Below are 20,513 nucleotides of genomic sequence, written 5' to 3' on the forward strand. Positions count from 1 at the left end.
GTCTGAGGCCCACTTGGTCGTCCTGGCCCGCTGAATCGAACAGCGCGCTGCCTAGACCCAGATCTCGTGCTCGTTGCGGTAGTGCGGCCACGGCTGCCCGGCCTGCCGTGCGGCGAGGACGTGTTTGATACCCGCGACCCACATGCCCGGCTGCAGCAACTCCATCAGAGAGCGGTCCAGCTCAGAGCGGCGTATCTGCAATGTCCAGCCCGGCGTCATCGTCACACCGCCCGGCAGTGCCACGGCCCGCAGCTGTTCCTGCTGGTGGACTCCATGATGACCTCGCCCTGCTGGAGGTCTCCCTTGCCCGGCGGGCTGACCCAGCGCGCGTCCAGGCCGGACACCTGCAGCAGGCGGGTCAGCAGAGGACCGGAGGTCTCCACGGTCTCCACGGAGTAGTCGCCGATCCGGGCCGGGACCTCCAGCCGCCTTCACCCGCTGGAGCGGCCGAAGTTCGGCGAGCTGCTGGCGTACGCGCGGCCGGGCGACGCCGTGCACATCTCCGAGATGTTCCGCCTCGTGCGCGGCACCGGCCACATCCTCGACGTGCTCGACGTCCTGCACCGCGACCGCCTCGCCCTGCGCATCCACGACGGCGCGTTCTCCGCGATGGACCTCACCGCCCGCCACCCACGTACCGGGGAGTTGCTGGCCACCGTGAAGTTCATGGTGCAGACCCTCGCCGCCGCCGGCGAACTCCAGCGCGACCTCCAGCGAGAGCTGACCTACGACGGACTGCGCGCCGCCGAGGCGAAGGGCAACAAGGGCGGACGCCGCCCCGCCGTCGCGGCCGACAAGACCGACGCTGTGCGCACCGCGTACCTGGAAGGCCGCTCCATCGCCGCCCTCGCCCGCGACCACCACGTCAGCCGCGGCGCCATCCGAACCGCCGTCGCCGAGCTGCTGCCCGAGTACACCGCCGCCGCCCCGGACGCCCTGACCCCGGAGGTACCGGTCGTGCTCGACATGCCGGGCAAGGTCGCCGACTTTCTCCGCGCGTCCGACCTCGACGCCGCCGAGCGCGCCACGCTCGATCAGGGCGTGACCGTACGGCGCGGCCAGGGCTACACCCTGCGCGTCACCGCCGCGCCCGCGATCCACCGCCGACTCCTTGACCTCTGCCAACCGCTCGATGGCGCCCCTAGGACCTCGGCGGTCCCGGCGCAGCGCAAGGCTCGCCGCGAGTACGAGAACCGCGTCAACGCCCTCGCGACCGACACCCTGTAGCGAACGCCCCGGCCTCCAAGATCATCCCGTGGCGGGTTTCTGGCGTATCTGGGTCATGCCCCAGACCCGTCACGTTGAGACGATGTTCCGCGAGCGCTTCAGGTACTACGAGGTGACGCAGCAGCAGAACTTCAGGCAGATGGAAGTGTTCGAGCTCCTCGGCAAGGTCAATTCAGCACACCAGTTCAAGGTCGACGTCACGCGCATCACGGAGTCGATCCGGGCAACACGCGATGAGGCAACCACTGTCGGGCCTCAAGAGTGGACAGGCCGTCCTATTTCACATCTCCAGCGAAGACTGTCTGTGGTAGATCCGATGAGGGTGTGAACTCGATCTGCAGGTAGCTCTCGTCCTTCGGCATCTCGCATGCCATGGTCGCCTTCGCTGTCCGTCCTGGTCGCAGTCGCAGGTCGGGCAGTCCGTGGAGCCGTTCATCGAAGATCTGCTCGGATTGCTGGCTTTCCTCGCCGTGGAAGCAGCTGAGGTAGCCGGTTTCGACGTCGAAGGCCGACGTGGACCCGTTTTCGATCTTAATGGTGAACGACACGTACGGGGTGTTCGCCGGTGAGGCGTTCGCCGTCGATGTGCCGCGCTGGTAGTCGGACAGGGATACTGCGGTGCCATTCGCGTACACCGCTCGCTCCTGCAGTTTCTTGATCTGCGGATCCGTGTCCTGCGGCGTCGGCTGCTGTTCTTCCTCGGTGTTCAGCGTGGCATCTGATGCTGTGGCGCGCGGTGCCGGGCTGCGGGGACTGTCTTTGTCGTCGCGAGTCTGCACCACGATGATCCCCGTGGCGATGACCGCGGCGATGACCGCTGCAGCCGACCCGATGATGATCAGGTTGGTGCGGTGTCTCTTGGGGGGTGTGGCCAGCGGGCCGGGCGGCGGGGCGGCGGGCGGCGGTGGCTGCTTGTCACTCATGGCTTTCCCCCAGGGACGTGGCGGTGAGCCGGATCGTAGACGCGGCCACCGGGCACGCACGGATGAAAGGCGGGCACTCCCCCATCAGGGGAGCGGAGTTCACTGCCACGCCCTACATATCCGCCTCCTCATCGGCAATCAGTTCCCTTTCCACCGCGGCCCGCGGCGTCAGGCCGAGATGAAACAGCAGGACGACCGGCGAAGCAGCCACGTGCACGCGGGCGGCTCAGCCGGTCATCGGTGTGGGCGGGGGAGTGCGCAGGAGGCCTCGCGCTCTTCTGATGGGACTCTCGGGACCTCGGGCGAGGCCGCCATCACGGACGGTGGATGAGGCGGTGCGCCGATTGCCGGAATGGGCGCACCGCCTTACGCCTGGGAGTGATCAGCACTCAGTGTGCGCCGACGTGGTCTGGCATGCTGCCGGCTCGCCGCGGTCGCTCTGCGAACGCCGCACTGGCACCACCGCCACGGTCTCGCTCTCGGGTTCCACCCCGATCGTCTCCAGCAGTACTGCTGGCCGGGCAAGAGCCGGTCCCACCCGGCCACCTGCCCCGCGATCCACACCCCGAGGTCCTCGCCCTGGACGACGACGTCCCCGGCCCGGCCGGGAGCGTCCCGCCCGCCTGCACGTGCGCGAGCCGCAGCGGCGGCTGACCTCACCGCCGCGCCCTGACCTGCCGATGTGTTGTCGTGCGGGCCGCCTTCGAGTCCCGTTCAGCCCGCGGTGATACGGGAGTTGACGCGCCGCATCCAGTCCGCGTCGGTGTGCCACATGGGGTGGTGCGGGGCCGCGTTGGAGGTCAGGACGACGCCGCGGAAACCGGCATCGAGGCAGCGGTCGACGACGAACTCGGCGATGTCCTTGCCGACGGCGTCCTCCTCGAAGCGGGTCAGGAGCGGGGTGTACCCGACGACGCCTTCACCGAGGACAGCGGGAACACCGCGCCGGCGGGCGAACTCGGCCACCGAGTCGACCCAGGAGGCCAGTGTGTCCCGCATGGCCTGGCGGTGTGCCGCGTAGTTCTCGTAGAGCCACAGGTCCCAGCGGTCGGGGTCCACCCAGTCGTGCGCGTAGAACAGTTCGCGCGGGATCCCGGTGGCCGCCAGCCGCCAGGGTTCGTCCGGCTGGTAGTCGGCGAAGGCGGGCGCGTCGGGGCGCAGCATGGCGGCCAGTTCGGGGGTCGGCCAGGCGGCCGTCTCGGGCGCCGCCTCGGTGCCGTGGCCGAGTCCGACCGCCTCGTACAGCGCGCCGAGCACGCCGTAGACGTAGAAGTGGAAGTGGGCGATCTGCGCCTGCTCGGGCAGGTCCTCGAGCTCGTCGGGCCACGGCTCGCCGAGCGAGTAGGTGACGGGGACGGCGGGGTGGCGTGCCTGCAACAGTTTCACGGCGCGTTCGAGGGGGCCGCGCAGCCGGGCGTAGTGGCCGGGGGTGCCGTCGGCCGGTACCAGGTCGCAGTTGTCGACCTCGTTGTGGACCTCGACGTAGGCGACGGCGTCGGTCAGTCCGCGCTCGTTGAGGAAGTCGAGCAGCCCGGCGAGTCCTTCGGCCACCGCTTCGGCGCGGTCCGGGCCCGGAACTTCGGCCAGGGCGCGGTGCCAGGTGTCGGTGTCGGCGAAGCTGGGGGACTGCTGGTACTCCCAGGAGGACACGATCACCTTGCAGTCGTGCCGGGCCGCGGCTTCGAACAGCTCGGCGAGCCGTCGGCGGCCGTCCAGCGGGTAGCCGCCGCGCACGTCGTACCAGCGGGTGCGCTGTCCGAACTGCTCGCCCAGGCCGCGGACCTGGATGGAGTCCGGGTCGTGGACGCGTCCGGAGAACAGCAGGAAGGGCATGGCGCAGATGCGCACGGTGTTGAAGCCGCGCTCCACCGTCTCGGCGAAGGCGCGGTCGATGTCGGCGAACGGCTCGCCGGGTCCTGCCTGTGTGTACCAGCTGAAGTCCCACAGGGTGATGGCGAGTCGGCCCGTGGTCTCGCCCGGGGTGGGCTGCTGCTGTGCGGTCATGAGGTCACCCGTCGTTCGTGTGCGGTGGGACGCCGTCGGCGGCTCGGCGGCACCACGCTAACTCAATTCATTATTTATGAATAATCCTTGACGAGGGTAACCGGGTTGTCCAGGCTGTGGGGCGGACGAACACGTATGCGCATCGAGGAGCCGCCCGCCATGACCCCATCCATCCATCCGTCCCGGCGCACCGTCGTCACGGCACTCGGCGCCGTCGCAGCCGTCGCTCTGCCGGCCTGGCCGCAGACCGCGCGAGCGGCGGACGGCGAGGCCGTGGCCGCGGCTAACGGCCCGGTGCTCGACACCCACCCGGCCACCGAGCCCTCCGGCACCCATGTGCGTGACGTCGGCGGCACCGATGTCGTCTTCCAGTACGGCACCGTGCTCCCCGCCTTCGACGGCTGGCGCACCCATGAGCCCACCCGCGACTACCTGTCCCTGGACAAGCGCTGGCGTTTCCGCTTCGACCCCGCCGACCAGGGGACCGACGAAGGGTGGCAGTCCCGGCACCATGACGACCGGGCGTGGGACCGCATCGAGGTGCCGGCCGCCTGGGACCTGTTGAACACTCCCGGATTCGGCTCGGAGACCGCCCCCTTCGCCAAGGGCACCGCGTTCACCGACGGCTACGCCTGGTACCGCACCACCGTCGACGTACCCGCGTCCTGGCGTGCCCGGCACGTCCGCATCGCGTTCCTCGCCGTCGGCTACAGCGCCGAGGTCTGGCTCGACGGCGTGCATCTCGGCAAGCACGAGGGGGCCAACTCGCCCTTCGCGCTTCCGGTGGCGGGGGCGCTCCGGCCGGGCACCCGCCAGACGATCGCCGTGCGGGTCTTCCGCCGGGCGAGCTACACCGACTACACGGCCTCGCCCCCGCAGCCGGTCACCGACGACCACGAGATCCCGTACAAGCCGGTCGACTACTGGCCCTACGCGGGGTTGACCCGGTCGGCCTGGATCGAGGCGGTACCGCAGGTCACCGTCGCCAAGCTGCTCGTGGCCGCCGCGGACGGGCACCTGGAGGCGCGTGCGGTCGTCGAGAACCACGGTACGTCCGACTTCGAGGGCTGGCTCACCCTGGATCCCGGCCGGAAGAGCGGTGGCCGGCCCGCCGTGGTCCCCGCCCGGATCGCGGCCCGATCGGCGGGCGTCGTACGCCTTTCGGTGCCCGTGCCCCGCGCCCCGCGATGGAGCCCGGCCGCACCGCACACGCTCACCGCCCGCGCCACCCTGAGCGCCGGCAGGCCGTCAGGCCCACGGGTGGACACACTGTCCACCCGCTATGGAGTGCGTGAACTGACCGTGGCCGACGCACAGTTGCGGTTGAACGGCGATCCTCTCTTCCTGAAGGGCCTCAACTGGCACGAGGAGACGGCCGCGCACGGCAGAGCGATGACACCCGCCGAGTACGACCGGGAACTGGGGCAGCTCAAGGTCCTGGGCGCCAACTTCATCCGCAACTGCGTCTACAACCGTCACCCCTACGTCTACGACTGGGCGGACGAACACGGCGTACTGGTGATGGACGACATCGACACCATGTGGCTCAACACCGCCCAGGAGAAGCTCCAGACCGAGCGCTACGGCCTCGCCCGGGCGCTGGCCCTGACGATGGCGTGGAACCAGCACAACCACCCTTCGGTGATCCTTTGGGGCCTCCAGAACGAGTCGGAGATCGACGCCGCCGGCGCTCCGGTCTACCGGGCCTGGCTCGCCGACCTGAAGGCGGCAGTGAAGGCGGTCGACCTCACCGCCCGTCCCGTCACCTGGGCCTCCAACACCAGCAACGACCCCGCCTTCGACCTCGCGGACGTGATCGGGTTCAACGAGTACTTCGGCTACTTCTACGGCAAGGACGCCGACCTCGGCCCCACGCTCGACGCGGTGCACGCGAAGTACCCCGACAAGCCGATCCTGATCACCGAGAACGGCACCTGGTCCGTCGCCGGCACCCACGGCCCCGACACCACGCAGGGCACGGAGGAGTGGCAGGCGGCGAGCTTCAGCGCGCACTGGGCCCAAGTGACCGCGCGCAGCGCGTTCGTCGCCGGGTTCACCTACTGGGTACTCAAGGACTACAAGGAGCGGGCCGGGTACAACCAGGACTACAACGGGATCTCCGTGATGGGCCTGATGACGTTCGCGGAGGAGCGGCCCAAGCTGGTCTACGACGCCTTCCGGAAGGCGGCGGTGCCGGGCGGCGAGTGAGCAGAGAACGGCTGGAGGGGGGAGGGGCAGACTGCCCCTCCCCCCTCCAGCCGTCGGGCTCTCAGCGACGTCAGCCCTTCACGCTGCCCTCGGTCAGACCGCTGCGCCAGAAGCGCTGCAGGACGACCATGGCGATCATCAGAGGGACGACGGAGACCAAGGCGCCTCCGACGGTCATTTGGTAGAGCTGCGGTTGGCGGTCGGCGAAGGACTGCCACGACGTCAGACCCAGCGTGATGGGGTACAGCTTGGAGTCGGACAGCATGACCAGCGGCAGGAAGTAGTTGTTCCAGATGCCGACGAACTGGAAGAGGAAGATCGTCACCAGGGCGGGCGTCATGATGCGCAGAGCGACGACCGTGAAGATGCGGATCTCTCCCGCGCCGTCGATGCGGGCCGCCTCCAGTACCTCGTCCGGTATGGACGCCGCGGCGTAGATCCGGCACAGGTACACGCCGAAGGGACTGACGAAGCTCGGCAGCAGGACGGCCCAGTAGGTGTTGGCCAGGCCTGCCTCGCTGAACAGCAGGTACATGGGCAGTGCCAGCGCCGTGGCGGGGATCAGGACGCCGCCCAGCACGACGTTGAAGATCGTGTCACGTCCGGCGAAGGAGAACTTGGCCAGCGCGTAGCCGCACATCGCGGCCAGCAGCGTCGCCACGGCGGCGCCGACGCCCGCGTACAGGATGCTGTTGGCGGCCCAGCGCAGGTAGATCGCGTCGTCGTAGGTGACCACCTTGCGCAGGTTGCTCAGGAACTGGGGATGGGAGAACCACAACCCGAAGCTGCCGAACAGGTCGCCGGTGGACTTGGTGGATGCCACCACCAGCCAGTACACCGGGAGCAGGAAGTACCCGGCGGCGGCCACCAGCAGGCCGGTGACCAGGATGCGGCTGCGCGGGGTGACCCCGGTGATGCCGCCGTGCGGCGTCGTGTTCTCGTCGGAGTCCGGCTTCCCGCCCTTCGGCGGGACTGTGCGGGCCGGTGTCTGAAGACTCACGCGTCCCCACCTCTCTTGTTGATCAGCCGCAGGAAACCGAAAGAGAGCACGAACGCGGCGAGCGCGAGCAACACGGCCTCGGCGGCGGCGAGGTGGTAGTTGTCGTTGGTGAACGCCTCGTTGTAGGCGCTGAGGTTGGGTGTGTAGGCGCTGTCGATACTCGAGGAGACGGGCTTGAGCACCAGTGGTTCCGCGAACAGTTGCAGCGTGCCGATGATGGTGAAGACCGTGGTGAGGATGAGCGCCGGGCGCAGCAGCGGCAGTTTGACGTGCCGGACCGTCATCCACGCACTGGCGCCGTCGATGCGGGCGGCCTCGTACAGTTCTGCGGGGATCGTGCGCAGCTGGGCGACGAGGACCAGCACGTTGTAGCCGGCGAACTCCCACGTGACGATGTTCGCGATGGACCACAGCACTGTGTCGCCGCCCAGCAGGTCGACCGACACCCCCAGGTGGCGCATGCCGTCCACGAGGGGGCTGACTCCCGGTACGTACAGGAAGCCCCACAGGATGGACGCGATGACGCCCGGAACGCCGTAGGGCAGGAAGAAGGCGGCGCGGAAGAACCGCACGCCTCTGGCCGAGGCGCTGTCCAGCAGCAGCGCGAGCCCGGCGGACAACGCGACCATCACCGGCACCTGGACGGCCGCGAACAGCAGTACGCGGCCGATGCTGCGGACAAAGGCGTGATCGGACAACGCGTCGGAGTAGTTGCGCAGCCCTGCGAAGACGGTATGGCTGCCGCCGAGCCCCAGGGCTCCGGTGTGTTCGACATCCATGACGCTCTGATAGACGGCGTAGCCGATGGGGAGGGCGAAGGTCAGTAGGAACAGCAGGAGGAACGGCGCGACGAAGACGACGGGCGCCAGGTTTCTGCGGCGGCGGGGCGCTCGGGTGGGCATCAGGGGTCCTTCTGGAGTCCGGAGGGGAGAACGGCGGCGGCCGTGTCGTGCCCTCCGGAGGCGGTCACTGGCCGGTGGAAACCTTCAGACCCTTCTTCTTCAGGTCCTCGACGGTCTGCTTCTGCGCCTGCTTGACCGCGGAGACGAACGAGCCCTTGCCGGCCAGGGCGGCCTGGAAGCCGTCGTTGAGGTGCTGGTACGTGGCGTCGATCGTCGGTATCCACTTCCACGAGTTGTCGATGTTCTTGTCCGCTTCGGCGAAGACCTCGTTGTACTTCTGGCCTGCGAAGAACGGTGACGGCTTGTCCAGCGAGGTGCCCTCGTACCCGTCGGCCGCCGCGGGCCAGCCGTATCCGCCCTGCAGCAGCAGGTCGACGCTCGCCGGGTCGGTGTTGAGCCACTCGGCGAACTTCAGGGCCTCGGGGATGTGCTTGGCCCCCTTGAGGACAGCCGTGGAGGATCCTCCCCAGTTCGCGGACACGTTCGCGCCCTTCGTCCACTGCGGCATGGGTGCGACCGCCCACTTGCCACTGGTCTTAGGAGCGTTTCCGCTGATGATGGCGTCGCCCCACTGGGCGCTGACCCACGAGGTGATGGCACCGCTCTGCAGGTCCTTGTACCAGCCGTTGGCGAAGTCGGGTTCGGTCTTGATGACCTTCTTGCCGCGCAGGTCGTCCCAGAAGGCGGCGACCTTGAGGGTCTGCGGGGAGTCGATGTTCACCGACCAGGTGTCGCCGTTCACGCCGAACCACTTGGCGCCGGCCTGCCAGGCGAGGGCGGTGAACCAGGCGGAGTTGCCGGCGGGGAAGGTGCTGATGTAGGCCTTCGGGTCGGCATCGTGGATCTTCTGCGCGGCCTGGGCGAACTCCTCCCAGGTGGCGGGCGGTTCGATGCCCCACTTCTTGTACAGGTCAGCGCGGTAGAACAGGCCCATCGGACCGGACGCCTGGGGGATCGCGTAGACGGACTTGTCGAAGACCCCCTGCTGCCACTGCCAGTCCACGAACTTCGACCGGTCCTTGTCCGCGCCGTACTGGGACAGGTTCACCAGGCCGTTCTCCAGCAGGAACGAGGGGATCTCCTGGTACTCCACCTGTGCCAGGTCGGGCGCGTTGCCGCTCTTGAGGGCGGCGCGCATCTTGGCGTAGCCACCGCTGCTGCCCGCCGGGATCTTCTCCAGTTTGACGTGGATGTCCGGGTGGGTGGCGTTCCATTTGTCGACGGCCTTGTCGACCCCGGGGACCCATGACCAGAAGCGCAGGTCGACCTTCTGGCCGGGCTTGGCGGGCTCCTGGAGTGCCGGGTCGTCCTTCGAACCGGTCGAACCCCCGCAGGCGGAGATCATCAGGGCGGCGGCGGCAAGGGTCACGGCGAGTGCGCCCCGGCTTCGGTGGCGGGGTGTGGTGCGGCTCATGGGAGGAGGTCCTTCCTAGCTTCGTACGGGAGGTGCCTGGTGCATGCCGGTCAGTTTCGGAGCGGTGTCACCACCCCGTCAAGATATATTCATAATTAATTGAAACAGCTATGGTGGGTGCGTAGACAGTCACGAGGGGAGACACACGCGATGACGGAATGCCGCAGGATGAGCGGCCGCGTGGCGGTGATCACCGGCGCCGCCCACGGGATCGGCGCGGCCACGGCTCACAGACTCGCGGCCGAGGGGGCCCAGGTCGTGGTCACGGACGTGGACGACACCGCGGGCAAGGAGGTCGCGGCCGCCATCACCGGCCAGGGAGGCCGCGCCGAGTACGTACGCTGCGACGTCACCTCCGCCGCCGACTGGGAGCACCTGGCCCGCCACGTCCAGGAGCACCACGGACGCCTGGACGTGCTGCACAGCAACGCCTTCGCCCAGCTCAACAAGCCCGCCGACGAACTGAGCGAGGCCGAGTGGGACGGTCAGATGGCCGTGCTGCTCAAGCCCGCCTGGCGGGCGATGAAGACGTTCGCGGCCATGCTGCGCGAGGCCCGCGGCTCCGTCGTGCTGACCTCCTCGGTGCACGCGGTCATCGGGCTGCCCGGCCATGCCGCCTACGCCGCCGCGAAGGGCGCGCTGTGCTCGCTGGGACGGCAGCTGGCCGTCGAGTACGGTCCGGACATCCGGGTCAACACAGTGCTGCCGGGCCCCATCCTGACCGCCGCTTGGGACGGCATCCCGGAGTCCGACCGCGAGCGCAGTGTCGCGGCCACGGCGGCCCGGCGGTTCGGACAGCCGCAGGAGGTGGCGGCCGCCGTCGCGTTCCTGGCATCGGAGGATGCCTCCTATGTGACCGGCGCCAGCCTCGTGGTCGATGGAGGATGGAGCGTCATGAAGGAGTCCTCGTGAGCGACGCACACCCCGCTTGTGGACCTATACGGAAACGGAGAACGTGGTGACCCATCCCCCCAAGGGGCTGCACGGCCAGGCCGTGGAGGAACTGGGCCGACGCATCATCCGCGGCGACTACCCCCCGGGCTCCGTGGTGGACCCGGTCAGCTTCGAGACGGAACTCGGCGTCAGCAAGACCGTGATCCGCGAGGCCATGCGCGTGCTGGCCTCCAAGGGCCTGCTCGAGTCGAAGCAGAAACGCGGCACGACCATCCGCCCCCGCGCCGACTGGAACCTCCTCGACAGCGACCTGCTGCGCTGGCAGGGCAGCAGCGACCCGACCGACGGCTTCCTGGAGGACCTCGCCGAGGTCCGCGCGATCGTCGAACCCGCAGGAGCCCGGTTCGCGGCGGCCCGCCGCACCCCCTCCGACCTCGAGGCGATGCGGCAGGCGCTGGAGGCGATGGCGGCGGCGGGGACGGACGCCGACGCGATGGTCGAAGCGGACCTCGCCTTCCACCGAGCCCTGCTGGACGCCGCCCACAACGAACTGCTCAGCCGGATGGAGGTCGTCATCGAGGCCGGCCTGCGCGTACGCGACCGGATCGTGCACGGCGCCCGGCACTTCTCCGACTCCATCCCCGTGCACCAGGAACTGCTGGACGCGGTCGAAGCGGGTGATCCCGACGCCGCAGTGGCCGCCGTCGAATCCCTCCTGGCGCAGGCCTCCGACGACCTGGCGGCCGTCCGGGCGACCGACCCGTTGCCGAAGGAACTTCCTTGAAGATAACCGGACTTGAGACGTTCCTGGTGGCTCCGCGCTGGCTGTTCCTGCGCATCGCCACCGACGAGGGCGTCACCGGCTGGGGCGAACCCGTCATCGAGGGCCGCGCCGACACCGTACGCGCCGCCGTCCACGAACTGGCCGACTACCTCATCGGCCGGGACCCGTTGCGCATCGAGGACCACTGGCAGGTGCTCACCAAGGGCGGCTTCTACCGTGGCGGCCCCATCCTCTCCAGCGCGGTCGCCGGCGTCGACCAGGCACTGTGGGACATCGCCGGCAAGACCTACGGCGTCCCCGTCCACCGCCTCCTCGGCGGCCCCGTACGCGACCGCGTGCGGATGTACGCCTGGATCGGCGGCGACCGCCCCAGCGAGGTGGCGGAGCTGGCCGAGGAGCAGATGAAGGCGGGCTTCACCGCGGTCAAGATGAACGGCTCGGCCGAACTCGCCCCGATCGACACCCCGGCGCGCACCGCCGAGGTCGTCGAGCGCGTCGCGGCCGTCCGTGAGGTGCTCGGCGACGAGCGGGACATCGCGGTCGACTTCCACGGCCGGGCCTCCACCGCGATGTCGCGCCGACTGCTCTCCCGACTGGAGCCACTGCACCCGCTGTTCGTCGAGGAACCCGTCGCGCCGGAACACTCGGGCAACCTGCGCAGCCTGGTGGAGTCCACGAGCATTCCCCTCGCGACCGGCGAACGCCTCTACTCCCGCTGGGACTTCCGCGAGGTACTGGCCAGCGGAATCGCCGTTGCCCAGCCCGACCTGTCGCACGCCGGCGGCATCTCCGAGGTGCGCCGCATCGCCGCCATGGCCGAGACGTACGACGTCACGATGGCACCCCACTGCCCCCTCGGCCCGATCGCTCTGGCCGCCAGCCTCCAGATCGCCTTCTCCGTGCCCAACTTCCTCATCCAGGAACAGAGCATGGGCATCCACTACAACCAACAGGCCGACCTGCTGGAGTACGTGATGGACCCCGAACCCTTCCGGTTCCAGAACGGGTACGCCATCGCCTCCACCCGCCCCGGTCTCGGCGTCGACATCGACGAGAAGGCGGTACGCCACGCCGCCGAGACCGGACACCGCTGGCGCAACCCCATCTGGCGAGGCGCCGACGGGGCCTTCACCGAATGGTGACCGCCGCCCGCACACCGCACCCGCAAGGAGAGCCCGCCCCCATGAACCTGGTGGAATCGCTCGGCGCCCACCGCCTGTTGGCGATCGTCCGCGGCAAGGACCCCGCCGCCGCCCTGAACACCGTACGCACCCTCACCGAGGAAGGCATCGCGGCCGTCGAGGTGTCGCTGACCACCGCCGACGCCCTGACCGTCATCCGGCAGGCGCGCGCCGAACTCGGCCCCGACGCGCTGCTCGGCGCAGGCACCGTTCGCTCGGCCGAGGACGCCGCCCGCGCGGTCGACGCCGGCGCCGCGTACCTCGTCACCCCGGCACTGGTCGACGGACTCGAGGCGTACGGCGTACCCGTGCTGATGGGCGCCCTGACACCGAGCGAGGTCGAAGCCGCCCTCGCCCGAGGCGCCGACGCGATCAAACTCTTCCCCGGCTCCTTCGGCGGACCCGCCTATCTGAAGGCCCTGCGCGACCCGTTCCCCGAGGTGCCCTTCGTACCCGTCGGAGGAGTGGACGCACAGGCCGCCCGCGACTACCTCGACCGGGGCGCCCTGGCCGTCGGCGTCGGCTCACCCCTCGTCGGCGACGCGGCCGACGGCGGCGACCTGGAGCAACTGCGCGCCCGCGCGGCCGAGTTCCGTAAGACGGCCGCCGGGGAGCGGCCGTGACAGCACCTGAAGTCGTGACCTTCGGCGAGACGATGGCGGCGCTCCGGGCCAACGGCGCGCTGCGCCTGGGCGGCAGCCTCGGTCTGTCCGTCGCCGGAGCCGAGTCCAATGTCGCGATCGGCCTCGCGCGGCTCGGCCACCGGGTGCGCTGGGCGGGCCGCGTCGGCGCGGACGAACTCGGCGCGCTGGTCCTGCGCACGCTGCGCGCCGAGGGCGTCGACACCGGCCACGCGGTCACCGACGACACCGGTCGGCCCACCGGACTGCTGCTGACCGAACCTCGCCTGGGAACGCTGACCCGCGTCAGCTACTACCGCACGGGTTCCGCGGGTTCAGCGGTCACACCGGACGACGTCCTGTCCGCGCTGGCCCCCGAAACCCGCGTGCTGCACCTGACCGGCATCACGCCGGCGCTCGGCCCGTCGGCGGCCGAGGCGGTCCTGGCCGCTGCCAAGACCGCCCGCGAAAGCGGGGTCACCGTATCCCTCGACGTCAACTACCGCTCCCGGCTGTGGTCATCCGACCGCGCCCGCACCGCACTGCGGCCGATCCTGGACCACACCGACCTGCTCATCGCCTCCGAGGACGAGCTGCCGCTGGTGCGGGAAGCGCGAGGTGCGGGCGAGTCCGAGGCCGTGCACGGCGTGCTGGCGGCAGGCGTCACCGAGGTGGTCGTCAAGCGGGGCGCCCGCGGCGCGACCGTCTTCACCGCCGACGGCGCAACCGACCGTGCTGCGCGAGCAGTTGACGCCGTCGACCTGGTCGGCGCGGGCGACGCCTTCGTGGCCGGATACCTCTCCGGCCTCCTGGACGGCACCGACATTTCCGCCCGGCTGGACCGGGCTGTCACCACCGCGGCCTTCGCCGTCGCCACCCGGGGTGACTGGGAGGGCCTGCCGACACGGGACGAACTCGGCCTGTTCGACGAGCCCGACGGCACGACCATCCGCTGACCGGAGAACTCCTCATGACATCTGCAACTGCGCCGACTGCGGTCGTCGTGGACGGCGCGTACGAACTCGCCGAGGGCGGCCGCTGGGCCGACGGCCGGTACGTGTACGTCGACATCCTCAGCGGCCGGCTCTTCGAACTCTGCGACGGCACCGACCCGGCGGTCCCGCACCAACTGGCCCGGCTCGACGTGTCGTTGGGTGCCGTCGCGCCGGTGGCGGACCGGCCCGGGGCGTGGATCGCCGCCGCGGGCACCGGCATCGCGCTGCTCACCGCGGACGGCGCACTGGAATGGCTGGACTGCCCCGAGGACCGCACCCCTGTCCCCAGCCGCATGAACGACGGTGTCGCGGACCCCGCAGGCCGCTTCTGGGCCGGCAGCATGGCCTACGACGGCACCCCCGGCGCGGGCTCCCTGTACCGAACGGACCACGACGGCACGGTGGTGCGCGTTCTCGACGGCCTGACCATCGCCAACGGCCCGGCCTTCACCGCCGACGGCACGACCATGTACCTCGCCGACACGGCCGTCGGCACCATCCTGCGCTGCCGGGTCGACCCCGCCTCCGGCGACCTCGTCGCCGACCCGGAGACCTTCGCCCGGCTGCGCGACGGCGAAGGCAGCCCCGACGGGATGACCGTCGACGAGGAGGGCTGCCTGTGGGTCGCGATGTGGGGTGCCGGCACAGTCCGCCGCTACCACCCCGACGGTCACCTGCTCCACACCCTGACCGTGCCCGCCCCCCACCCCACGTCGGTGTGTCTGCACCCCGGTGACAACCGCCTCTACGTCACCACGGCCCGCTACGGGGTGCGGAACCCGACCGCGGCCTCGGGCGCGGTGCTGAGCGTTCCCGCACCGGTCGCGGGAACACCGGCCTGCTCCTGGCGGGCCCGGCACTGACCTGCTGGGCGCACCGGCAGGTGGATCAGCGGGGCTCGCGGACCACGGCGACGCCTCCCGGTGGGACGGTGACCGTTCCCTTGACCGGTGTGCCGGTGAGGAGTTCGACCCCTGCGGCAGGTACTTCGGCGCCCTTTCCGGCGTGATCGATGAGGAACAGGAAGTCGGCCTCCGCGCCCCGGCGCCGGACGACCTCGATCCCGGCGGGCGCGTCCTGCTCCGGCGTGACGCCGGCCTCCCGGCGGACGCGGTCGAGCAGGGCGGCGAGCGTGTCCGGGTCGGGACGGGTGGCCAGATACCAGGCGGAGCCGTCGCCGTGCCGGTGGCGGGTGACGGCGGGGTGGCCGGCCAGCGGGCCGTCGGCGTGGGAGACCACGGCCTGCGCGCCGGTCAGCCGGATGCGCTCCGACCACAGATCGGCGGTGGCACCCGGCGCCACGCCGCCGGTCAGGCCGGTCGTCTCGCCGGGCAGCAGAGGGAAGAGCTCGTCGGTGACCACGCCGAGGACATCACGGAATGCGCCGGGGTAGCCGCCCAGGTACACATGGGCGTTCTCGTCGACCATGCCGCTGTGGAAGCCGACAGCCAGCGTGCCCCCGCGTTCGGCGAACCGGGCCAGGTTGGCCGCGGCGGCCTCCGCGACCAGGTACAGCGAGGGTGCCAGGACGAGCTTGTAGCGGTCGAGTCCGGGGTCGTCGGGGCGTACGAAGTCGACGGCGACCCCGGCCCGCCACAGGGGGGTGTACCAGTCCCGGACCAGGTCCTGGTAGCGCAGCTCGCCGCTGGGCTGGGAGGGCAGCTCCAGTGCCCAGCGGGCGTCCCAGTCCCACACGATCGCCACCTGCGCCGTGCTGGTGGAACCCCGCACCTCGGCCAACGCCCCCATTTCCGCGCCGAGTTGGACGACGTCCTGCCAGATCTGGCTGTCGGTGCCGGCGTGCGGCAGCATCGCCGAGTGCCACTGCTCGGCGCCGGCCTTGGCCGCCCGCCACTGGAAGAACGCGATACCGTCGGCGCCGTGGGCCACGTGTGCGAGCGCGTTGCGGCGCATCTCTCCGGGGAGCTTGGCGCGGTTGACGGGCTGCCAGTTGACGGCGCCGGTCGAGTGCTCCATGAGGAACCACGGGCCGCCCGCGAGCGAGCGCATCAGGTCGCCGTGCAGGGCGATGTCGACCTCGGCCTCCGCGTCGTCGGACAGCAGGTAGTGGTCGTTGGAGAGGATGTCCAGCTCCGGTGCCCAGCGCCAGTAGTCGAGGGCATCGATGGTGCGCAGGACCAGGAAGTTGGTGGTCGCGGGGGTGTCCGGAGCGGCCCGGAGCAGTACCTCGCGTTCGGCGGTGCACAGGGAGAGCAGTTCGTCGGAGCAGAAGCGGCGCCAGTCGAGCCGGTGGGTGGGGTTCGGGGGAGCCGAGGTGGCGCGGGGCGGCAGGATCTGGTCCCACGAGTAGTACCACTGGCTCCAGAACGTGGTGCCCCAGGCATGGTTGAGGGCGTCCAGGTCGTCGCCGTAGCGGGCGCGCAGCCAGGTGCGGAAGGCGGCGGCGCTGGTGTCGCAGTAGCAGGCGTCGTTGTGGCAGCCGTATTCGTTGTGGATGTGCCACATGGCGACGGCCGGGTGGTCGGCGTAGCGCTCGGCGAGCGCTCCGGCGATCCGCAGCGCTGCTCGGCGGTAGGCGGGGCTGGACGGGCAGAAGGTCTGGCGGCTGCCGTACGACAGTGTGCGGCCGTCCTTGTCGACCGGCAGCGCCTCCGGGTGCTTGCGGAAGAACCAGGCCGGCGGTGCCGCCGTCGGTGTCGCCAGGTCGGCGGCGATGCCGTTCTCGTGGAGCAGGTCGAGGATCTTGTCCATGCGGGCGAAGTCGTAGACGCCCTCGGCCGGTTCGAGCAGGGCCCAGGAGAAGATGCCGACACTGACCATGCTCACCCCGGCCTCGGCCATCAGACGCATGTCCTCGGCCCAGACCTCTTCGGGCCACTGCTCGGGGTTGTAGTCACCTCCGTAGGCGATTCCGGGAATGCGAAGACGGCGTGCGGTACTCACTGGTGGTACTCCGGAAGGGGTGTAGGGGAGGGGCAAGTAGGGGTGTGTCAGCCCTTGTTGGCGCCCAGAGTGAGGCCGCTGACGAACTGGCGCTGCAGCACGAAGTACACGATCAGGGTGGGGATCGCGGTGAGCAGGGCACCGGCGGCCACCAGGTTGGGGTCGGTGAAGTACGCCCCGGTCAGGTTGTTCAGCGCGGAGGTGATCGGCATGTTCTCGCCGGTGGAGATGAGGACCAGGGCCCAGAAGAAGTCGTTGTAGATCCAGATGGACAACAGCGTGCCCAGCGCGGCCATCGCCGGTCGGCACAGGGGCAGGACGATCTGCCAGTACATGCGCCACACGGAGGCGCCGTCGACGAGGGCGGCCTCGGTGAGCTCGTGCGGGAGCGAGCGCATGTAGTTGGCGAGCACGAAGGCGCAGAAGCCGGACTGGAACGCGACGTGGATGAGGACCAGGCCGAGCGCGGAGTCGTAGAGCTTGCCGGACATGGTGATGCCGGGCAGGTCCACCAGGAGGTACAGGCGGTACAGCGGGGTGATGATGACCTGCTGCGGGAGCAGGTTGCCGGCGGTGAAGACCAGCAGCAGGGCGAGGTTGAGACGGAAGTCGAAGCGGCTGACGTAGAAGGCCACCATCGAGGACAGGAACAGCGTCACGAGCACCGCCGGCACGGCGATGATCATCGTGTTGACGAAGTAGTGCCCCATGTCCGACTGCGTGAACGCGTCCGTGAAGTTGTCGAAGCTCAGCTTGTCGGGCCAGGAGACATAACCCTTCTCACTGGTTTCCGCGTACGGCCGCATCGCCGAGTACATCGCCCACAGCAGCGGTGCGAGCCAGGCCAGCGCCGCGCCCGCGAGGAAGAGGTGCAGCAGGACCCGGGCGGGGCGCACGGGCGTACGGACCTTGGTCATGACGGTGGTGCTCATGCGCGCCGCTCCTTCCGGAAGGTGGACACCAGATACGGGATGATCACAACGAGCGAGATCAGCAGCAGCACGACCGCGATCGCGGAGCCGTAGCCGATGCGGCTGGACTCGCCGATGATGTTGTTGGTGACCAGGATCGACAGCAGCTCGGTGCCCTCGGCGCCCTTGTTGAAGACGAAGACCAGGTCGAAGGCGCGCAGTGCCTCGATGATGGTGACGACGAGGACGACGGTGTTGGTGGGGCGCAGGGTCGGGAAGATGACGTTCTTGAACGTCTGCCACTCGTTGGCGCCGTCCAGCGAGGAGGCTTCGCGCAGGGACGGGTCGACGCCCTTCAGGCCGGCCAGGTAGAGGATCATCATGTAGCCGGTGTGGCGCCAGGACGCGGCGATGAGGATGGCCCAGAGGTTGAGGTCCGGGTCGCCGATCCAGTCGATGTACTTTCCCGGTTCGTTGGCCCCGATGACGCTGTTGATCAGGCCGGTGTCGGGGTTGTAGACGAGCTGCCAGACGAACCCGATGACCGCCATGGACAGCACGACGGGCAGGAAGAAGGCCGTCTGGTAGACCCGGCTGAACCGGATCTTCTTGTCCAGTTGCACGGCCAGGAACAGGCCGAGTGGCGTGGGGATCGCGATCAGGACGACGAACCAGATCACGTTGTGTTGGAGGGCGGGCCAGAACTGCGGGTTCTGCTCGAAGAGCTCCTTGAAGTTCTGGAGCCCGACCCACTGGATGGAGTCGAAGCCGATGCCGTCCCAGGTGGTGAAGGCGAGGGCGATGGAGGCCAGCGCGGTGACCCAGACGAGGGCGACGTGCAGGATCGTCGGAACGCCGGCCATCAGGCCGAGTGTGATCCGGTCGCGGCGGGTCAGCAGGCGCTGGTGGCCCTTGGGGATGCGCCTCTTCGCCGTCGCGGTGCCCGGAGGCGGCACCGCGGCCGCCTCCGGGATCTTCGTGGTCGTTTCGGAGCTCATGGTGTTGGTGTTCATCCGCTTCAGAAGGGGGGTCGGGCTCAGCCGGAGGCGAAGATCGTCTTCTTCTGGCGCTCGATCGAGGACAGCAGGCTGTCGATGCCCTTGGGGTCGCGGATGAACTTCTGGAGCGCTGGCTGCATCACGGTGGAGGTGAAGTCCGGGCGGCTGTCACGGTCCATGAACTGGGTGAGGTGCTTCGCCTGGGTGATCATTTCGTAGCCCTTCTTCTGCAGGGCGCTGTAGCCGGAGGTGTCGGCCTTCGTGGAGGCGGCGATCAGGCTCGGGTCGGCCTTGAGGTAGATCTCCTCGGCCTGGGCGGTGCCCAGGAATTCGAGCAGCTTGACGGCACCGGCGTGGTTCTTGGGCTTCTTGCTGAGCATGATGCCGTCGGTCGGCGCCTCGACGGTGTCCTGGCCGTACGCCGGGTCGATCTCGGGGAAGGGGAAGAAGTCGAGGTCGTCCAGGTCGGCCTTGTTGCTGAACTGCTGGGCCACGAACATGCCAAGCATGTACATACCGGCCTTCTTGGCCACCAGCGTCTGGGCGGCGTCCTGCCAGGTACGGCCGACCGCGCCCTCCTGGTGGTAGGGCAGGGTCTCGGCCCAGGTGTCGAAGACCTTGCGGACCTTCGCGTCGGTCCAGGAGGCCTTGCCCGCCATCAGCTCGACGTGGAAGTCGTAGCCGTTGACCCGGAAGTTGATCTGGTCGAAGGAGCCCATCGCCGGCCAGGCGTCCTTGTCGCCGTACGCGATCGGGACGAGGCCGTCCTTGTTCATCTGCTTGCACAGGGCGACGTACGCGTCCCACGTGGTGGGGACCTCGTAGCCGTACTTCTGGAAGACGCTCTTGCGGTAGAAGACCGCCCACGGGGACGTGGTGAGGGGCACCAGGTAGTACTTGCCGTCCTGGCCCTTGCTGAGGTCGTGCATGGCACTGGGGAAGTTGTCCCCGATCGTCTTCCATACGTCGTCGATCGGGGAGGCGAGGCCCTTGGCCGCGAAGAACTGCATCCGGTAGCCGGCGAACCACTGGAACACGTCGTCCGGCGTGCCTTGCAGATAGGTGTTGATCTGCTCCTGGAAGGTGTTGTGGTCCTTGGTGTTGATGTCGACCGCGATCCCGGACTGCTTGGTGAAGGCCGCGTAGACGTCGCCGTATCCCTTCTTCGGGACGGCGTCGGACGCGTTGGAGCCCACGGTGACGGTCTTGGTGTCCGACGAGGTGGAGCCGCCGGCGCAGGCGCTGAGCAGGGGGATGCCGGCACCCAGGAGCGCGGCTCCGCCGAGTCCGCGGAGCACGGTGCGGCGGCTGGTGGCAGGCATGGGCTGGCCAAGGGATGAATGGTGCATTTTGACTCCTGACAGGGCTGGCGGTACCCAGGCGTGGCGCGTCAGCCGGAGGGGGGTGGCGGAGAGACAGCCGCTGAGTGACCAGAATCAAACACGATCAAACAAGCTCGATCGGTGGATGCCAGGAAGCGTGAACTCTGTGTGTGCTCCCTGTCAAGACTGAGCGTCCGGCAATTCGTGGGGGATGAGGTCCGATCGG

At 69.3% G+C, this 20,513-nt stretch carries 19 protein-coding genes; 8 read left to right on the forward strand and 11 right to left on the reverse strand.

All coding sequences use genetic code 11. From position 1 onward, the window contains the following. Nucleotides 1-51 precede the first annotated feature (51 nt). Nucleotides 52-243: a hypothetical protein gene (locus OG381_RS47625; RefSeq protein ID WP_327722212.1), complete on the reverse strand. Its 192-nt coding sequence runs from the start codon at nt 241-243 to the stop codon at nt 52-54. After that, nucleotides 222-383 carry a hypothetical protein gene (locus OG381_RS47630; RefSeq protein WP_327722213.1) on the reverse strand — a complete coding sequence of 54 codons (162 nt, stop codon included), beginning with the start codon at nt 381-383 and terminating at the stop codon, nt 222-224. Before OG381_RS47630 ends, OG381_RS47625 begins: the two co-directional genes overlap by 22 nt. A 55-nt stretch (nt 384-438) precedes the next feature. Between OG381_RS47630 and OG381_RS47635 the strand changes: the two genes are divergently transcribed. After that, nucleotides 439-1,227, forward strand: coding sequence for a recombinase family protein (locus OG381_RS47635; protein ID WP_327722755.1), 789 nt, complete (start codon nt 439-441; stop codon nt 1,225-1,227). Between the two features lie 275 nt (nt 1,228-1,502). Here OG381_RS47635 and OG381_RS47640 read toward each other — a convergent pair whose 3' ends face one another. Together OG381_RS47640 and OG381_RS47645 are read right to left on the reverse strand one after the other, a co-directional pair. Continuing rightward, nucleotides 1,503-2,150: a hypothetical protein gene (locus OG381_RS47640; protein WP_327722214.1), complete on the reverse strand. Its 648-nt coding sequence runs from the start codon at nt 2,148-2,150 to the stop codon at nt 1,503-1,505. A gap of 714 nt (nt 2,151-2,864) precedes the next feature. After that, nucleotides 2,865-4,154 (reverse strand): cellulase-like family protein, encoded by a 1,290-nt coding sequence (locus tag OG381_RS47645; RefSeq protein ID WP_327722215.1) that lies wholly within the window; start codon nt 4,152-4,154, stop codon nt 2,865-2,867. Between the two features lie 159 nt (nt 4,155-4,313). Here OG381_RS47645 and OG381_RS47650 point away from each other — a divergent pair, with 159 nt between their 5' ends. Then, complete coding sequence (locus OG381_RS47650) at nt 4,314-6,362, forward strand: glycoside hydrolase family 2 protein (RefSeq protein ID WP_327722216.1); 2,049 nt, start codon at nt 4,314-4,316, stop codon at nt 6,360-6,362. 70 nt (nt 6,363-6,432) lie between these two features. Here OG381_RS47650 and OG381_RS47655 read toward each other — a convergent pair whose 3' ends face one another. The 3 genes from OG381_RS47655 to OG381_RS47665 form a co-directional block, all read right to left on the reverse strand. Further along, nucleotides 6,433-7,362: a carbohydrate ABC transporter permease gene (locus OG381_RS47655; RefSeq protein ID WP_327722217.1), complete on the reverse strand. Its 930-nt coding sequence runs from the start codon at nt 7,360-7,362 to the stop codon at nt 6,433-6,435. Further along, a complete protein-coding gene (locus OG381_RS47660) occupies nt 7,359-8,264 on the reverse strand; it encodes a carbohydrate ABC transporter permease (RefSeq protein ID WP_327722218.1) in 906 nt (301 codons plus the stop codon). The genes OG381_RS47655 and OG381_RS47660 overlap by 4 nt, the downstream gene beginning before the upstream one ends. A gap of 64 nt (nt 8,265-8,328) precedes the next feature. After that, entirely contained in the window at nt 8,329-9,678 is a 1,350-nt protein-coding gene (locus tag OG381_RS47665) for an ABC transporter substrate-binding protein (protein WP_327722219.1), read from the reverse strand. A 168-nt stretch (nt 9,679-9,846) separates the two neighbouring features. On the opposite strand from OG381_RS47665, the gene OG381_RS47670 reads away from it, so the two are divergent. From OG381_RS47670 to OG381_RS47695, 6 genes are read left to right on the forward strand one after another with little or no spacing between them, the layout of a single operon-like run. Next, nucleotides 9,847-10,590: an SDR family NAD(P)-dependent oxidoreductase gene (locus tag OG381_RS47670; RefSeq protein ID WP_327722220.1), complete on the forward strand. Its 744-nt coding sequence runs from the start codon at nt 9,847-9,849 to the stop codon at nt 10,588-10,590. A gap of 43 nt (nt 10,591-10,633) precedes the next feature. Continuing rightward, a complete protein-coding gene (locus OG381_RS47675; RefSeq protein WP_327722221.1) occupies nt 10,634-11,356 on the forward strand; it encodes a FadR/GntR family transcriptional regulator in 723 nt (240 codons plus the stop codon). Further along, nucleotides 11,353-12,498 carry a galactonate dehydratase gene (gene dgoD / locus OG381_RS47680; RefSeq protein WP_327722222.1) on the forward strand — a complete coding sequence of 382 codons (1,146 nt, stop codon included), beginning with the start codon at nt 11,353-11,355 and terminating at the stop codon, nt 12,496-12,498. The genes OG381_RS47675 and dgoD overlap by 4 nt, the downstream gene beginning before the upstream one ends. Before the next feature lie 41 nt (nt 12,499-12,539). Next, nucleotides 12,540-13,160 carry a bifunctional 4-hydroxy-2-oxoglutarate aldolase/2-dehydro-3-deoxy-phosphogluconate aldolase gene (locus tag OG381_RS47685; RefSeq protein ID WP_327722223.1) on the forward strand — a complete coding sequence of 207 codons (621 nt, stop codon included), beginning with the start codon at nt 12,540-12,542 and terminating at the stop codon, nt 13,158-13,160. A gap of 32 nt (nt 13,161-13,192) precedes the next feature. Next, the gene (locus tag OG381_RS47690; protein WP_327722756.1) at nt 13,193-14,113 is read left to right on the forward strand and encodes a sugar kinase; all 921 of its coding nucleotides are present in this window, start codon (nt 13,193-13,195) and stop codon (nt 14,111-14,113) included. Between the two features lie 14 nt (nt 14,114-14,127). Then, nucleotides 14,128-15,015: an SMP-30/gluconolactonase/LRE family protein gene (locus OG381_RS47695; protein WP_327722224.1), complete on the forward strand. Its 888-nt coding sequence runs from the start codon at nt 14,128-14,130 to the stop codon at nt 15,013-15,015. Between the two features lie 25 nt (nt 15,016-15,040). Here the strand turns inward: OG381_RS47695 and OG381_RS47700 are convergent, their stop codons facing one another. From OG381_RS47700 to OG381_RS47715, 4 genes are read right to left on the reverse strand one after another with little or no spacing between them, the layout of a single operon-like run. Continuing rightward, entirely contained in the window at nt 15,041-17,056 is a 2,016-nt protein-coding gene (locus OG381_RS47700) for a beta-galactosidase (RefSeq protein ID WP_327722225.1), read from the reverse strand. Nucleotides 17,057-17,103: 47 nt separating this feature from the next. Further along, nucleotides 17,104-17,988 (reverse strand): carbohydrate ABC transporter permease, encoded by an 885-nt coding sequence (locus tag OG381_RS47705; protein WP_327722226.1) that lies wholly within the window; start codon nt 17,986-17,988, stop codon nt 17,104-17,106. Continuing rightward, entirely contained in the window at nt 17,985-18,965 is a 981-nt protein-coding gene (locus OG381_RS47710) for a carbohydrate ABC transporter permease (protein WP_327722227.1), read from the reverse strand. The genes OG381_RS47705 and OG381_RS47710 overlap by 4 nt, the downstream gene beginning before the upstream one ends. A 38-nt stretch (nt 18,966-19,003) precedes the next feature. Next, complete coding sequence (locus tag OG381_RS47715) at nt 19,004-20,314, reverse strand: ABC transporter substrate-binding protein (protein WP_327722228.1); 1,311 nt, start codon at nt 20,312-20,314, stop codon at nt 19,004-19,006. Between the last annotated feature and the right edge of the window lie 199 nt (nt 20,315-20,513).

It is taken from the genome of Streptomyces sp. NBC_00490 (assembly GCF_036013645.1).
In the GTDB taxonomy this organism is placed as follows: domain Bacteria; phylum Actinomycetota; class Actinomycetes; order Streptomycetales; family Streptomycetaceae; genus Streptomyces; species Streptomyces canus_F.

Excerpts from the sequence above, each read along its gene's own strand:
- OG381_RS47640 (WP_327722214.1), bottom strand. The coding sequence starts at position 2,150 with ATGAGTGACAAGCAGCCACCGCCGCCCGCCGCCCCGCCGCCCGGCCCG.
- OG381_RS47645 (WP_327722215.1), bottom strand. The coding sequence starts at position 4,154 with ATGACCGCACAGCAGCAGCCCACCCCGGGCGAGACCACGGGCCGACTC.
- OG381_RS47650 (WP_327722216.1), top strand. The coding sequence starts at position 4,314 with ATGACCCCATCCATCCATCCGTCCCGGCGCACCGTCGTCACGGCACTC.
- OG381_RS47660 (WP_327722218.1), bottom strand. The coding sequence starts at position 8,264 with ATGCCCACCCGAGCGCCCCGCCGCCGCAGAAACCTGGCGCCCGTCGTC.
- OG381_RS47665 (WP_327722219.1), bottom strand. The coding sequence starts at position 9,678 with ATGAGCCGCACCACACCCCGCCACCGAAGCCGGGGCGCACTCGCCGTG.
- OG381_RS47670 (WP_327722220.1), top strand. The coding sequence starts at position 9,847 with ATGAGCGGCCGCGTGGCGGTGATCACCGGCGCCGCCCACGGGATCGGC.
- OG381_RS47685 (WP_327722223.1), top strand. The coding sequence starts at position 12,540 with ATGAACCTGGTGGAATCGCTCGGCGCCCACCGCCTGTTGGCGATCGTC.
- OG381_RS47690 (WP_327722756.1), top strand. The coding sequence starts at position 13,193 with ATGGCGGCGCTCCGGGCCAACGGCGCGCTGCGCCTGGGCGGCAGCCTC.
- OG381_RS47695 (WP_327722224.1), top strand. The coding sequence starts at position 14,128 with ATGACATCTGCAACTGCGCCGACTGCGGTCGTCGTGGACGGCGCGTAC.
- OG381_RS47705 (WP_327722226.1), bottom strand. The coding sequence starts at position 17,988 with ATGAGCACCACCGTCATGACCAAGGTCCGTACGCCCGTGCGCCCCGCC.
- OG381_RS47710 (WP_327722227.1), bottom strand. The coding sequence starts at position 18,965 with ATGAGCTCCGAAACGACCACGAAGATCCCGGAGGCGGCCGCGGTGCCG.
- OG381_RS47715 (WP_327722228.1), bottom strand. The coding sequence starts at position 20,314 with ATGCACCATTCATCCCTTGGCCAGCCCATGCCTGCCACCAGCCGCCGC.